Source organism: Acidipropionibacterium timonense (genome assembly GCF_900605005.1).
Classification (GTDB): Bacteria; Actinomycetota; Actinomycetes; order Propionibacteriales; family Propionibacteriaceae; genus Cutibacterium; species Cutibacterium timonense.
Genome location: NZ_LR027558.1, coordinates 144293 through 157735 on the forward strand (window position 1 = coordinate 144293; position 13443 = coordinate 157735).

General features: G+C 70.0%; 12 protein-coding genes. 6 read left to right on the top strand and 6 right to left on the bottom strand.

Going from position 1 to position 13443, the window contains the following annotated elements; genetic code table 11:
• Positions 1-24: 24 nt before the first annotated feature.
• Complete coding sequence (locus E0E30_RS00700; protein ID WP_130864652.1) at positions 25-1533, top strand: potassium/proton antiporter; 1509 nt, start codon at positions 25-27, stop codon at positions 1531-1533.
• 30 nt (positions 1534-1563) lie between these two features.
• Here the strand turns inward: E0E30_RS00700 and E0E30_RS00705 are convergent, their stop codons facing one another.
• The gene (locus tag E0E30_RS00705) at positions 1564-2106 is read right to left on the bottom strand and encodes a LytR C-terminal domain-containing protein (protein WP_130864653.1); all 543 of its coding nucleotides are present in this window, start codon (positions 2104-2106) and stop codon (positions 1564-1566) included.
• Between the two features lie 14 nt (positions 2107-2120).
• Positions 2121-2414, bottom strand: coding sequence for a type II toxin-antitoxin system VapB family antitoxin (locus tag E0E30_RS00710; protein ID WP_130864654.1), 294 nt, complete (start codon positions 2412-2414; stop codon positions 2121-2123).
• Positions 2415-2482: 68 nt separating this feature from the next.
• On the opposite strand from E0E30_RS00710, the gene E0E30_RS00715 reads away from it, so the two are divergent.
• Together E0E30_RS00715 and E0E30_RS00720 are read left to right on the top strand one after the other, a co-directional pair.
• Entirely contained in the window at positions 2483-4066 is a 1584-nt protein-coding gene (locus E0E30_RS00715; RefSeq protein ID WP_130864655.1) for a helicase HerA-like domain-containing protein, read from the top strand.
• Positions 4067-4232: 166 nt separating this feature from the next.
• The gene (locus E0E30_RS00720; protein WP_130864656.1) at positions 4233-5390 is read left to right on the top strand and encodes a MalY/PatB family protein; all 1158 of its coding nucleotides are present in this window, start codon (positions 4233-4235) and stop codon (positions 5388-5390) included.
• Between the two features lie 28 nt (positions 5391-5418).
• On the opposite strand, the gene E0E30_RS00725 is transcribed toward E0E30_RS00720, so the two are convergent.
• Together E0E30_RS00725 and E0E30_RS00730 are read right to left on the bottom strand one after the other, a co-directional pair.
• A complete protein-coding gene (locus E0E30_RS00725) occupies positions 5419-5730 on the bottom strand; it encodes an AzlD domain-containing protein (protein WP_130864657.1) in 312 nt (103 codons plus the stop codon).
• Positions 5727-6419, bottom strand: a complete 693-nt coding sequence (locus E0E30_RS00730) for an AzlC family ABC transporter permease (protein WP_130864658.1) — start codon at positions 6417-6419, stop codon at positions 5727-5729. Before E0E30_RS00730 ends, E0E30_RS00725 begins: the two co-directional genes overlap by 4 nt.
• 254 nt (positions 6420-6673) lie before the next feature.
• Between E0E30_RS00730 and E0E30_RS13535 the strand changes: the two genes are divergently transcribed.
• Positions 6674-7786: a hypothetical protein gene (locus E0E30_RS13535; protein ID WP_245306453.1), complete on the top strand. Its 1113-nt coding sequence runs from the start codon at positions 6674-6676 to the stop codon at positions 7784-7786.
• Positions 7787-7859: 73 nt separating this feature from the next.
• Here E0E30_RS13535 and E0E30_RS00740 read toward each other — a convergent pair whose 3' ends face one another.
• Positions 7860-8879 (bottom strand): RlpA-like double-psi beta-barrel domain-containing protein, encoded by a 1020-nt coding sequence (locus E0E30_RS00740; RefSeq protein ID WP_130864659.1) that lies wholly within the window; start codon positions 8877-8879, stop codon positions 7860-7862.
• A 512-nt stretch (positions 8880-9391) separates the two neighbouring features.
• Between E0E30_RS00740 and E0E30_RS00750 the strand changes: the two genes are divergently transcribed.
• A complete protein-coding gene (locus tag E0E30_RS00750; protein WP_130864661.1) occupies positions 9392-10426 on the top strand; it encodes an NAD(P)H-dependent glycerol-3-phosphate dehydrogenase in 1035 nt (344 codons plus the stop codon).
• On the opposite strand, the gene E0E30_RS00755 is transcribed toward E0E30_RS00750, so the two are convergent.
• Positions 10416-11018 carry a DUF4126 domain-containing protein gene (locus E0E30_RS00755; RefSeq protein ID WP_130864662.1) on the bottom strand — a complete coding sequence of 201 codons (603 nt, stop codon included), beginning with the start codon at positions 11016-11018 and terminating at the stop codon, positions 10416-10418. The two genes, E0E30_RS00750 and E0E30_RS00755, sit on opposite strands and share 11 nt — an antisense overlap.
• Positions 11019-11151: 133 nt before the next feature.
• On the opposite strand from E0E30_RS00755, the gene E0E30_RS00760 reads away from it, so the two are divergent.
• Positions 11152-12978 (top strand): gamma-glutamyltransferase family protein, encoded by a 1827-nt coding sequence (locus E0E30_RS00760; protein ID WP_130864663.1) that lies wholly within the window; start codon positions 11152-11154, stop codon positions 12976-12978.
• Positions 12979-13443: the final 465 nt, after the last annotated feature.

Consider the following 13443-nt stretch of genomic DNA (forward strand, 5'->3'; position numbering starts at 1 on the left):
CGGCCGGCCTGAAAGAATGACCCCATGGCCATGTTCGACCTCGCCCTCCTCCTGGGGGCTCTGGTCGCGCTGTTGGCCGCGATGGCCGCACGGATCGGCAGCAGGTTGGGGCTGCCGGCCCTGCTGCTCTTCCTCCTCGTCGGGATGCTCCTGGGTCCGGTGGGGTTCGGTGTCCAGTTCAATGACCCTGACCTCGCGCACGGCCTGGGGTTCAGCGCGCTGGTCCTCATCCTGGCCGAGGGTGGCCTGTCGACGCGGTGGTCGACGATCCGTCCGGCCCTGGCCCCGGCCGTCCTCCTGGCCACCGTCGGCACCGCGGTCTCCATCGGGGCGATGACCCTCTTCGGGCACCTGGCCCTGGGGCTGTCATGGACCGTCGCCGCCCTGCTCGGGGCGGTCACCGCCCCGACCGACTCGGCAGCCGTCTTCTCCGTGCTGCGCGGGGTCCCCCTGCCCGCCCGGGTGCGGTCGGTGCTCGAGGCCGAGTCGGGCCTCAATGACGCCCCGACCGTCCTCGTCGTCATCGCCATGTCGGGTCTGGCCACGGGGCATCCGCCCCACGGTGGGCTCGTCGGCCTCCTGGCCTCCATCGTCCTCGAGCTGGCCGGCGGCATTCTCGTCGGACTCGTCATCGGCTGGGTCGGGGTGCGGGTGAGCCGGCAGGTGAGCCTGCCGTCGTCGAGCCTCTACGGCCTGGTCGCCGTGTGCTGGGCGGTGCTCGCCTACGGAGCGGCGGTGCAGGTGCACGTCTCCGGGTTCGCCGCGGTGTACGTCGCCGCCGTCCTCGTCGGCAACTCGGACCTGCCCTATCGCCATGCCACGGCGTCCTTCGCGGAAGGGGTCGGATGGATGTCGCAGATCGGGCTGTTCGTCATGCTCGGACTGTTGGCCAATCCCGACCGACTCACCTGGGGTTCGGTCGGGGAGGGGGTCGCCGCCGGCATGTTCCTCACCTTCGTGGCCCGGCCGCTGTCGGTCGTCCTGTGCACCGCCGGGTTCCGGACGCCGTGGCGTCATCAGGCCTTCCTGTCGTGGGCAGGACTGCGCGGGGCCGTCCCCATCATCCTGGCGACGATCCCCATGTCGGACCATCTCGACCATGCCGACAAGCTCTTCGACGTCGTCCTGGTCCTCGTCGTCGTCTTCACCGTCCTCCAGGGCCCGACCCTGCCCGCCGTGGGCGCGGCCCTGGGCCTCGTCGACCCCGACGCCGCCCGGGACGTCGACATCGAGGTGGCCCCGCTCGACGAGATCGACGCCGAACTCATCCAGGTGCACGTGCCCCTCGAGTCACGCCTCGTCGGGGTGACGGTCCACGAGCTGCGGATGCCGCGCAACGCCGTCGTCTCTCTGGTGATCCGGGGGGACGAGTCCTTCGCCCCACACGCCGAGACCGTGCTGCGCCCCGAGGATGAGCTGCTCATCGTCACCCCGGCGCAGCACCGTCGGGCGGTGGCCGAACGGCTCACCGAGATCGGCCGGGCCGGGCGCCTGGCTCGGTGGAACGGGGTGCGGGTGCGCGCCGAGGAGTGAGGGTCAGATCACGGTGGACGACGGAGCGACTCACTTGGACGGCGTGGCCGTGGCACTGGGCGTCGGGCTGGGGGAGGGCAGGCACACCGGCCCGCTCACCGCGATCGACGTCGGCGCCTTGGCGTTGAAGCCGGCGTAGGTCTCGCCGATGAGCACCTTGACGGCATGGTCGACGCGGGTCTTGTCCTCCCGGATCGTCGACTTGGGGAAGAACCCCTGCACGAGGCGGACCTCCGGGTCGGTCTTCGAGTATCCGACGATGATCGTCGCCTTGATCCGCTCATCGGTGTTGCCGACCCCGGTCACGGTGAACCCCTTGGCCTTGAGCTGCTTGCCGACGGTGCTGGCCAAGCCGTGCTGGTGGCCGCCGTTGAGGACGACGAGGGAGAGGTCGGAGGTCTTGAGCGTCTTGCCGACGTTCTGGTTGACGCAGGGCTGGATCTTGGCGCTGGCCGGCGGCGCGGTGAGTTGCTTCCATCCGACCTTGAAGGCGACGACGAGGATGACGACGAGCAGGACCAGCGTCACCGGGGTTCCGGCCAGGCGTAGGTATCGACGGACCTCAGGAGTCATGGTGGGCGGCTCCGTCAGTGCAGTTCGAGGACCCGGGCGTGCAACGTCTGACGCTGCTGGAGGGCTGCCCGCAGGGCGCGGTGGAGACCGTCCTCGAGGTACAGCTCCCCTCGCCAGGCGACGACATGGGCGAAGAGGTCGCCGTAGAAGGTGGAGTCGTCCTCGAGGAGGTTGTTGAGGTCGAGGGTGCTCTTCGTCGTCGTGAGCTGGTCGAGTCGCACCTGCACCGGCGGGATCTCGGACCACTGCTTCTGGACGTACCCATGGTCCGGGTAAGGGCGGCTGTCACCGACTCGTTTGAAGATCACAGGGGCGATTCTAACCGGAAGACCGTCGTCGGTCCCGGCGCCGCAGTCGCTGTGACAGTCTTGGACCCATGAGCCAGACTCCCGCATCGGACGACGTCGTCGCCGTCGTCACCCAGGGCTACACCTTCGACGGCCCCTCCCTTGACCTCGGTGTCCTCGTCGCCGACGACGCCCCGGTGCCTGCTGCCCGGGTGCGTCTGCCCCTGGCGATGATGAACCGTCACGGCCTGGTCGCCGGTGCCACCGGCACCGGCAAGACGAAGACCCTCCAGGTCATGGCCGAGCAGCTCTCGGCCGCCGGGGTCCCCGTCTTCGCGGCCGACGTCAAGGGTGACCTGTCGGGTCTGGCATCGGCGGGGCAGGCCAGCAACAAGCTGTCCGCCCGCGCCGAGAGGATGGGCCAGGACTGGGCCCCCACCGGCTACCCGGTCGAGTTCTACGCCCTGGGTGGCCAGGGCCACGGGATCCCGGTGCGCGCCACCGTCACCTCCTTCGGGCCGGTGCTGCTGAGCAAGGTCCTCGGCCTCAACGACACCCAGGAGTCGACCCTGGGCCTCGTCTTCCACTACGCCGACCAGGCCGGTCTGCCGTTGCTCGACGTCAAGGACCTCCAGGCCGTCCTCACCCATCTCGGGTCACCGGAGGGCAAGGAGGAACTCAAGGGCCTGGGCGGCGTCTCGAGCGCCACCCTGGGCGTCATCGGACGCAAGCTCATCACTTTTTCCGACCAGGGTGCCGGTGAGTTCTTCGGGGAACCCGAGTTCGACACCGCCGACCTCATGCGCACCGCCGCAGAAGGCCGCGGCGTCATCAGCCTGCTTGAGCTGCCGAACCTCCAGGACCGTCCGGCACTCTTCAGCACCTTCCTCATGTGGCTGCTGGCCGACCTCTTCCACGACCTGCCCGAGGTCGGGGACGCCGACCGGCCCAAGCTCGTCTTCTTCTTCGACGAGGCGCACCTGCTCTTCGACGACGCCTCCAAGGCCTTCCTCGACGCCATCGCCCAGACGGTGCGGCTCATCAGGTCCAAGGGGGTCGGCGTCTTCTTCGTCACCCAGACCCCCAAGGACGTCCCCGAGGACGTCCTGGCACAGCTCGGGTCACGGGTGCAGCACCAGCTGCGGGCGCACACCCCCAACGACGCCAAGGCGCTCAAGCAGACCGTGGCGACCTTCCCGCGCAGTTCGTACGACCTCGAGCAGCTGTTGCAGACCCTCGGCATCGGCGAGGCCGTCGTCACGGTCATGGACCCCGACGGCGCCCCGACCCCGGTCGCCCACACGAAGATCTTCGCCCCGACCTCACTCATGGCCCCGACTCCCGACGACGTCATCGAGTCGACGGTGACGGCGTCCTCCCTGCACGCGAAGTACGCCACGGCGATCGACCGCGACTCGGCCTACGAGATGCTGGCCCGCAAGTTGGACGCCGGGGCGCAGGCCGCGGCCCAGGAGCAGGATGCCCGCGACCGGGCCGCGCAGGACAAGGCCGCCCAGGACCAGCGTGCCTCCCAACGCGCCGAGGCCCCGCGGGCGCGCCAGGGCAAGTCGATGGTCGAGGAGATCCTCGGCTCGAGCATCGTCAAGCAGGCCGCCCGCACGGCGACCCGCGAGATCGTGCGCAGCCTCTTCGGGACGGCTCGCCGGCGGTGACCGCCGCCGAGCCCCCGTGTCAGGGCGCATCCGTGCCGCTCCCCGGTCGCCCCGCAGGTCCGGTCGCCGGTCCGCCTTCCCTCGTCGGCCGGGGGCGAGTTGGATGGACCTCACAGGTCGGCCGGGGTACGGGTTCCGTCCGGCCGGCGACGACGGAAGGATGACGATGACCGAGTTCGACTTCGACTCACCCACCCCACAGTGGCTGCGGGCGCGTGGCACCGCGCGCTGGCAGGACGTCGCGGAGGGGGTCATCCCGTTGTGGGTCGCCGAGATGGACTTCCCGGTGGCCCCGGTCATCATCGACGCCATCGAGGGGGCGGTGCACCGTCACGCCTTCGGATACCCCCGTGACAACGGCCTTCGCGAGAGTTGGGCCGCGTGGCTCGAGCGCCGTCACGGGGCCACCATCGACCCCGCCAAGGTCGTCTACCTCAAGAACGTCCTCACCGGCGTCCAGCTGGCCATCCGCACCTTCACCGAGCCGGGCAGCCCGGTCATCGTCACCTCGCCGGCGTACATGCCCTTCTGGGAGGTGCCCGGTCTGGAGCACCGCCCCATCATCGACGTGCCCATGGTCGACGGACCGGCCGGGTGGACCTTCGACCTGGCCGGGATCGACGCCGCCTTCGAGCAGGGCGCCCGCTCGATCATCCTGTGCCAGCCCTACAACCCGCTCGGCCGGGTCTTCACCGTCGATGAGCTGCTCGCCCTGAGCGAGGTCGTCGCCGCCCACGACGCCTTCGTCATCTCCGACGAGATCCACGGGCCGCTCGTGGCCGAGGGTGTCGCCACCCCGTACTTCACGGTGAGCGAGGAGGCCGCCCGGCACAGCGTCCTGGTGACCTCGGCGTCCAAGTCGTTCAACATTCCCGGTCTCATGACGGCGACGCTCACGACCTTCACCGACGAGCACGCCCGGGCCTGGCGCAAGGCCGTCCACCCCCTGGAGGCCGAGGGGGCCACCTACCTGGGGCTGGAGGCCAACAAGGCCGCCTACGACGAGGGCGGGCCCTGGTTGGACGCCGCCAACGCGTACATCCACGACAATGCCGTCTGGCTGGGGCAGACGCTGTCCCGGCGACTTCCCGAGGTGGGCTACCGGGTGCCCGAGGGCACCTATCTGGGCTGGCTCGACCTCCGCTCCTACGCCCTGCCGGCGTCGCCCGGACCGTGGCTGCTGCGTCACGCCCGCATCCGTCTCAACGACGGCCCGACCTTCGGGACCGGGGGAGAGGGGCACGCGCGGATCAACCTGGCCACGCCGCGGCATCTCCTCGTCGAGGCGGTCGACCGGATGGTCGAGGCCATCGAGGCCCGCTGACCGGCCGACCCGCGGACAGGACGGCGGTTCAGACGAGGGCGGCCAGCGCGGCGTAGACGGCGATGCCGACGAGCATCGTCACCAGCGCGTTGCGACGCCACAGGTGCACCGCCGCGGTGGCCGCCAGGGCGACGAGCCAGGTCCACAACGGGCCGGTCCGCGAGGGCTCGACGAGCGTGTAGGCGACGAGGATGAGCATGATCCCGCCGGGCATGAGGCCGGCGAGCTGCTTGACCCACTCCTGGTCGCGCAGGCGATTGACGGCCAGCAGTGGGACGTAGCGCAGGCAGAAGGTGATGCCGGCCGCGACGAGGATGACGGCCCAGTCCGCGGCTTTCATCGGACCCTCCCGCGGATGACGACCTCACCGAGGCACACCAGGGTGAAGATCCCCAATGACCAGCCGAGGAACGGGCCGGGCAGCACCATGGCCAGTGCGATGGCGACCCCGGCGTAGCCGGCGACCCGCCAGGCCCGGGTGTGGACGAAGAAATCGAGGGCCAGGGCGGCGAAGAGCCCGGTCATGGCGAAGTCGAGGCCGCGGAAGGAGGCCGGGATGAGCCTGCCGACGAGGGTGCCCAGCAGTGCCCCGCCGACCCACCAGGTCTGGTTGAGCCCCGACAGGAGCAGCACCTGACGGGTGCGGGTCGGGTGGAGTCCTGCCGCCAGCAGGGCGTAGGTCTCGTCGGTGAGCTGCCAGGCGCCCAGCACCCGCTGCCAGGGCTTGCGCAGCAGCCCGGTCGGGTAGGACAGCGGGTAGAAGACGTGGCGGAAATTCACCGCCAGGGTGGCCGCCGCGACCGACGCCAGTCCCGGCGGGGACACGAGGAAACCGACGAGGAGGAACTCGAGGGAGCCGGCGTACACGAGGAGGGCCGTGACCGGGGCGACCCACCAGGGCAGTCCCGAGGCGACGACGAGGGCCCCGAAGGCGGTTCCCAGGGGGATGTATCCCATGGCGACGGGGGCCGACTCGTGGAGGGCCAGACGCAGGTCGGCCGACCAGTCGTCGGTCGGGTCCTGGGTCATGGTCACCTCCGCTCATGGGCATGCTGCAGCTGTGTTGCCGGGGTGGACATGCTGCCACTGGGCCCGCACCACTCCTCGTCGCGCCCACGTGACGGACGGCGTCGCCCCTGTTCGGGGTCGGAGCGACGGCGTCAGGACGCGTTTTCGGCGCATTCTCGGCGCGGACGGCCGTCGTCCGGGTGAGAACGTGCGACAGTGACCAGTGAACGGTCGCCGGGTGGCGACCGCCCTGGCCCACGACGAGAGGAACTGACGTGGACATCAGCGCCATGGACCCCGGAGACATCCAGAAGCTCTTCGACGCCGACGTCATCGGCCACGACACGAGCCGGGTCGGGACCGTCGAGCAGATCTTCGCCGACGACGTCACCGGCCAGGCGACCTTCGTGACCGTCAAGGACGACGCCGGAACCGAGCACTTCATCCCGGTGCGCGGGGCGAGTTTCGAGGATGGCACGCTGTCGGTGCCCTATGACGCCGATGCCATCAAGGCGGCGCCGGTCGCCAAGGGCAATGCCGACCTGTCGCACGAGCAGGAGCTCGCGGTGTTCGAGCACTACGGCGCCGGATCGGCCCGGCCCTCCGAGGATCCCGCGACGGAGGACGTCGTCGACGCCGACGTCGTGCCCGGTCACGACGCCTACCGTCCGTCGGCCGAGTCGGCCGAGGGGGAGGTGCCGGAGTCCGAGGCGCAGTCCGGGCCCGTCGAGGGGCAGGACGTTGCCGAGCCCACGCCGGAGCCTGCTGAGGCCACCCAGCCGTGGCAGGTCGCCGGTGGCGCCGACGTCCCGACCGAGGACTCGTTGGCCCGCGACGCTGCCGAGGAGGCGCCGTCTGCCGCCACGGAGGGGAAGGAGGCCGACCCCGCCTCGGTGGAGGCCCGGGAGGACCAGCCCGCGACCGAGGAGGGTCCGGACGGTGCAGCGCTCGGTCTGCTCGCCGGTGGGGCGGTCGCTGGCGGGGCGGTGGTGGCCGCTGCCGAGCACCATGAGCCCGCCACCGACGAGCCGACGCCGGCCCAGGGTGTCGACACCGTCGAGCCTGCTGACGACGAGCAGCCCGAGGCGCCTGCCGAGCCCACCACCAGCGAGTCGGCCGCCTCTCCCACCCTCGGGCTGCCTGCTGGGGCGAAGCTGCGCAAGTACGTCGTCACCGAGTTGATGACCGTCCAGATTCCGGTGCGGCGTGAGATCGTGTGCTGGGAGGACGCCGACGGCGCCCTTCACGAGTTGGACGTCGTCGAAGCGCCGGTGCCTGATGAGTCGACCCCGGAGGGGCGGGCCCGCACCGACGTCAACCGCGACCCCCACGACCCGGCCAACTGGTGGTTCGCCGACGCGAACGAAGGCGTCGACCCGGTCGGCTGAGTCCGATCGAGAACACTGGTGCCCCCGTCCCAGGACGGGGGCACCAGTGCGTTCGTGGCGTGTGGTCCGGGGGTCAGCCGACGACCGAGTACGAGACGTTGACGACACCGGCGCCCAGGGACGCGATCTGCGAGAAGGCAGCCGGGGTGAGGTCGAGGCAGCGGCCCGAGACGTAGGGCCCACGGTCGTTGATGGTGACGATGACGGAGGCGCCGGTCGAGGTGTTCGTCACCTTGAGCTTGGTGCCGAAGGCGTAGGTCTTGCTAGCAGCCGTGAGGGCCGAGGAGCTGAAGGCCTCTCCGGAGGCGGTCTGGGTGTCGGTGTAGTACGACGCCTGGCAGGTGCCGGCGACTCCACTGGTGGAGCTCGAGGAGCTGGACGAATAGGTGGACGTCGAGCTGCTCGAGGAGGAGCTCGTCCGGCTGCTCGAGCGGGAGGTCGTGGACGAGGAGCTCGAGCGGCTGGAGGAGGTCGACGTGCTGGATGGGGTCGAGCTGCTGGACGAGGACCGATTCGCGGCGGCCCTCTGCATCGCGGCCCACGTGGACGAGTCGGTGATGCCGGTGGCGCTCAGCCCGTGGGCACGCTGGAAGGCCTTGACAGCGTTCGTCGTCGCGGGGCCGTACTTGGCGCCGACCCAGGAGGACGGGAAGTAGCCGAGCGAGGCGAGCTTGGACTGGACGTTCGTCGAGTGGGAGTTGTGGTCGCCACGCTCGGCGTAGATGGTCTTCGTCGAGGTGTGGATCGACAGGTACTTGGCGCAGATCCACGCAGACTTGCCGTTGAAGGTCACCGGGGCCCACCCGTTGACGGTCGGGCCGGTCACGGTGACGGTGTGGCCGCCGAGGAGCAGACCGATCTTGGAGTGGCTGATCGAGCCGCCAGTACGGACGTTGACGTTGACCTTCGCGACGGCGTACCGCGTGGTGATGGTGCGCTGCTGGGCCGGCGCCTTCGTCACCGTCTGCGTGGGGTGAGCCGTGACCGGGGCCGCGTGGGCCTCCTGGGCGACGGACCCCATGACGGCCAGTCCGGCAACGGCCGTCAGTGCGGTCGCCCGGCGGAGCGTGGTGCGGGGGGTCAAGGTGTTCATGTGGTCTTCCTTCCGGGAGCGCCGCGGTTGCGGCCGGGACCCGACTCTAAACACAAGCTGAGAGATTCTCAACTGTGCTTCAGGAACTCACAGGAGTGCCTTGTCATCGTGGGATTGCGGTGTGGGGAAGCTGTGAGTTCGATGGTGCCGCAAGGGACGAGGTGAGCGGTGTCCCACAGGGCGGGGTCGGGGTCGAAGCGCGAGGCCGGGCCAGAGACGGTGGATTTCTGACCTGGGGGCCCGGTCCGGGACGTGAAACTCGCCTTTCAGGGCTCTCCACGTCAGAAATCCACCCTGTGCCCGGTCGCGTGGGGCGCCGGCGCGGCCGGAAGGTCCCGCAAAGGTGCAGGACGGTCGCCTTCCCGTGACTGCGCTGCCCCCGCGGGATTCGATGGCCCGTACCCCCAGCTCAAGGAGACCTTCGAGCAGCTCCACGAGCTGGCCTCGCGCTACCCGAGCACCCGGCCCGAGTCCCCCAGGGTCGAGGCCTGAACCCGAGAAAGGACACCGACATGTCACGATTCACCGTTCTGGGCGCAGGAGCCATGGGCACCGCCCTGTGCCGGCCCCTCGTCGACTCCGGCTGGGACGTCAACCTCTGGGGCACCTGGCTCGACGACCACCTCCTCGACGCCATCGAGGCGGGCCGGCCGCACCCCCGGATCAACGTCGAGGCGGCGCCAGGGTTGCACACCTTCCGGTCGGACGCCCTCGGCCAGGCCCTCGAGGGGGCCGACGTCGTCGACATCGCCGTGACCTCCGAAAGTCTGCCCAGGGTGACCGAGCTCGCCCTCGAGCACCTCGGCGGGTTGCGTGCCCTGTGCCTCACGGCCAAGGGGTTCTGGACCGCCCCCGACGGCACCGTCACCCTGCTGCCCGACGCCATCCGGGCCATCGCCGCGGACAAGGGGGTCGACCTGCCCCCGATCGTGGCCATCGGCGGGCCGGTCAAGGCCAACGAGTGCGCCGCCGGTGAGGTCACCGCCACGATCTGGGCCTGCCGCGAGGCCGACGTCGTCCGGGGACTGGCCCGTGACGTCAGCACCGAGCGCTACGGCGTCCGCCCCAGTGACGACGAGGTCGGCGTCGAGTTGTGCACAGCTCTCAAGAACGTCTACGCCATCGGGTTGGGGATCGCCGACGGGCTGGGGGAGTCGACCGGGGTGCCGCGGCACAACCTCAAGGCGGCGACCTTCGCCCAGGCGGTGCGCGAGATGTCGATCATCGTCGAGGCCTGCGGCGGACGCGCCGAGACGCCGTACGGGCTGGCCGGCGTCGGCGACCTCGAGGTCACCGGGCTGTCGGGGCGCAACAAGCTGTACGGCGTCCGGCTCGGCAAGGGGGAGCGGCCGGACGAGGCGCTGGCCGAGATGAACCGGCTCGAGCAGACCGTCGAGGGTCATCCGGCCGCGCCGTTGGCGGTGGCGTTCGTGTCCCAGGCGGGTCTGGGGGAGTCCGACCTGCCGTTGCTGCACGCCATCGCCGGCATCCTGCGTGAGGGCACCGACGACGTCTACGCCGCGGTGGCGCAGGTCGTCAGGCCCTGACGTCGGGGGAGCGGCGGCGCACCCGTCTGCCCAGGGCGCGGGCGCGCCGCACCACCCACACGATGAGCACGACCAGAGCCACCAACAGTACGATGACGAGCACCGGGACGGCGATCGCCACGACCGACAGGAGCGCCGAGGTGCCGTCCTCGGCCGCGGAGACCACCGGCGTGCCGACCCCGGCGGTCGAGGCATTGATGACCGGACGCAGGCCCATCTTCGTGCCGTGGGTGATGAGGGCCAGGATGACCCCGGCGAGCACCCCGACCCACGGGTAGCGCTCGTAGTAGTGGCTCTCGACCGTGCCGGCGGCGGCCGTCGCGACGAAGATGAGACCACCGACGGTGGGACGGATGGCCGTGCCGATGGCGTCGTTGACGGTGTCGACGGCGGGAATCTTGTCGAGGACGATCTCGACGACGAGCAGCACCGCGGCGATCCCGATGACCCACCACGACTGCACCCACGCGTACTGGCTCGGTAGCTCGATGAGGTGGGTGAACCTCGCGGTGAGGGCGACGATGAGCAGCGGGATGTACGCGTTGAAGCCGGCGGCAGCCGACAGGCCGGCGCCGGTGAGGGTGGCGAGCATGGTCAGTCCGTTCCATCGGCCCGGGGCGCCCGGGCGACTGGTGCGGACACTACCGAACCACGGGCTGGTTCCGCGGCGCATCGGATTCGCCGGCCGACCCTGACGCGTATCTTCGGCGCTCAAGGAGGACGCCATGGTCACCTTCACCACCAGACCCACCCTGCGCGGCACCTTCGGCATGGTCGCGGCGACGCACTATCTGGCTTCGGCCAGCGGCATGGCCATGCTCGAGCGGGGAGGCAATGCCGCGGACGCCGCGGTGGCGGCGGGTTTCGTCCTGCACGTCGTCGAGCCCCACCTCAATGGGCCCGGTGGCGAGGTGCCGATCATCGTGGCGCGGCCCGGCGAGGACCCGCGAGTGCTGTGCGGGCAGGGGACCGCTCCGGCCGGGGCGACGATCGGGCACTACCGTGACGAGTTCGACCTCGATGTCGTGCCCGGCACCGGGCCGCTCGCCGCCGCGATCCCTGGGGCCTTCGACGCGTGGATGGTCCTGTTGCGCGACGTCGGCACCATGAGGCTGCGTGAGGTGCTCGAGCCTGCGATGGGGTACGCGCGACATGGACACGACCCGCTGCCCCAGTTGTGCGCGACGGTGGACGCCGTCCGGGACCTCTTCGCCGAACACTGGTCGTCGTCCGCGGAGCTGTGGCTCGGGGCCGATGGTCCTCGGGTCGGGCGGCTGTTCCGCAATGTGGCCCTGGCACGCACGTGGGAGCGGCTGTGTGACGAGGCCAAGGAGGCGTCACGGGGCCGGGTGGGGCAGATCGAGGAGGCCCGACGGATCTGGCGTGAGGGATTCATCGCCGAGGCGGTGGTCGCCCAGAGTGCTCGCCCGACGCGCGACACCTCCGGGCGTGACCATGTCGGCGTGCTCGACCGCAGCGACCTGGCGGGCTGGGAGGCGACGTGGGAGCCGACGGTGTCGGCGTCGTGGGGTGAGTGGACGGTTGACAAGTGCGGGCCGTGGAGCCAGGGCCCGGTGTTCCTCCAGCAACTGGAGATGCTCGACGACGTCGCTCCCGGGGAGGTGTTCGCCGATGGTCTCGATGCCGGGGTGGTGCACCGGTTCGTGGAGTCGGCAAAGCTCGCTTTCGCGGATCGGGACGGTTTCTACGGGGATTCCGGAGACGTTCCCATGGCTGAATTGCTCGCCGCTGAGTATGCGGGGAGTCGGCGTCGGCTCGTCTGGCCGACGGCGAACGGGACGCTCCGTCCTGGCCGGCCGGGTGGCCGGGTGGCTCACTGGCCGAAGCGGGTCAGGGACGGCGTCGTCGCGCTGGCGGGGGCGTCGGGGGGTCGTGACGACGTTGGGTGGGGCTCGGGTGAGCCGACGGTCCGTGCTGACGGTCTGACCAGGGGTGACACCTGCCAGGTCGACGTCATCGATGCGTCGGGCCTCATGATCGCGGCGACGCCGTCCGGTGGATGGTTGCAGTCGAACCCGACGATCCCCGAGCTCGGTTTCTGCCTGGGGACGCGACTGCAGATGACCTGGCTCGATGAGGGTCTGCCGTCGTCGTTGATGCCGGGGCGTCGTCCCCGGACGACCCTCTCGCCGTCGATCGCGAGCTGGCGGGGGATTCCGGCGCTGGCTTTCGGGACTCCCGGCGGGGACCAGCAGGATCAGTGGACCTTCCATTTCTTCGTGCGGGTGGCAGATGAGTATGCACGGAGTACGAGACTCGAACTCCAGCAGGGGATCGACGCCGTCAACTGGCACACCGATTCCCTCGTCGCGTCCTTCCACCCCAGGGGCTTCGTGCCGAACAGCCTCGTCATCGAGGGACGCGCGGGTGACGACGTCGTTGCCGAGTTGCGGGAGCGTGGGCATGACGTCACGGTTGGGCCGGACTGGTCGGAGGGGCGGATCTGCGCGGTCGGGCGGGACCCGGTGAGCGGGATCCTCTGCGCCGGGGCGAATCCGCGGGGGATGCAGGGGTATGCGGTCGGAAGGTAGGTCGGGAGGTAGGGGGAACCGAGGGTTGGGGAGTCTGGAAACGGACTGGTTGTGTCGACGGAAACCGTGCCCTGAGTAGACGGATTTTCACTTCGGGCCCACCCCGCCCAGAGGACGAGAAAAACCCAGCTGCCGCCAAGTCGCCGCACGGGATCCGCCGTGGGCCGCTGCGGCTCTCAATGGCGCGGAAGCGCTAGTTCTTCTGCCAGTCAAGCGCTGTTGCGTTTGTCGCTGCCAACTGTGTCAATGGGGACACGTCGCCCTTCCGCAGTAGTAGTTGGAGTCACGACCCAGGTTGGTGGCTCTTCAGGATCCAGGGTGTAGTTGTGACTTGACTGTGTGAGAGTCTGCTGTAGTTGGCCTGTGGGGCCGGGGTGCGTGGGGGGAGGACCCTGCGCGAGGATCGGAGTGTCTTAAGTCCCGTCCTCGTGAATCGCAAGGTCCTCCATGAACCACGCTACCTTC

Bases quoted from the DNA above. Each gene is read 5' to 3' on its own strand.
- E0E30_RS00700 (WP_130864652.1), top strand. From the start codon at position 25: ATGGCCATGTTCGACCTCGCCCTCCTCCTGGGGGCTCTGGTCGCGCTG.
- E0E30_RS00705 (WP_130864653.1), bottom strand. From the start codon at position 2,106: ATGACTCCTGAGGTCCGTCGATACCTACGCCTGGCCGGAACCCCGGTG.
- E0E30_RS00715 (WP_130864655.1), top strand. From the start codon at position 2,483: ATGAGCCAGACTCCCGCATCGGACGACGTCGTCGCCGTCGTCACCCAG.
- E0E30_RS00720 (WP_130864656.1), top strand. From the start codon at position 4,233: ATGACCGAGTTCGACTTCGACTCACCCACCCCACAGTGGCTGCGGGCG.
- E0E30_RS00725 (WP_130864657.1), bottom strand. From the start codon at position 5,730: ATGAAAGCCGCGGACTGGGCCGTCATCCTCGTCGCGGCCGGCATCACC.
- E0E30_RS00730 (WP_130864658.1), bottom strand. From the start codon at position 6,419: ATGACCCAGGACCCGACCGACGACTGGTCGGCCGACCTGCGTCTGGCC.
- E0E30_RS00740 (WP_130864659.1), bottom strand. From the start codon at position 8,879: ATGAACACCTTGACCCCCCGCACCACGCTCCGCCGGGCGACCGCACTG.
- E0E30_RS00750 (WP_130864661.1), top strand. From the start codon at position 9,392: ATGTCACGATTCACCGTTCTGGGCGCAGGAGCCATGGGCACCGCCCTG.
- E0E30_RS00755 (WP_130864662.1), bottom strand. From the start codon at position 11,018: ATGCTCGCCACCCTCACCGGCGCCGGCCTGTCGGCTGCCGCCGGCTTC.
- E0E30_RS00760 (WP_130864663.1), top strand. From the start codon at position 11,152: ATGGTCACCTTCACCACCAGACCCACCCTGCGCGGCACCTTCGGCATG.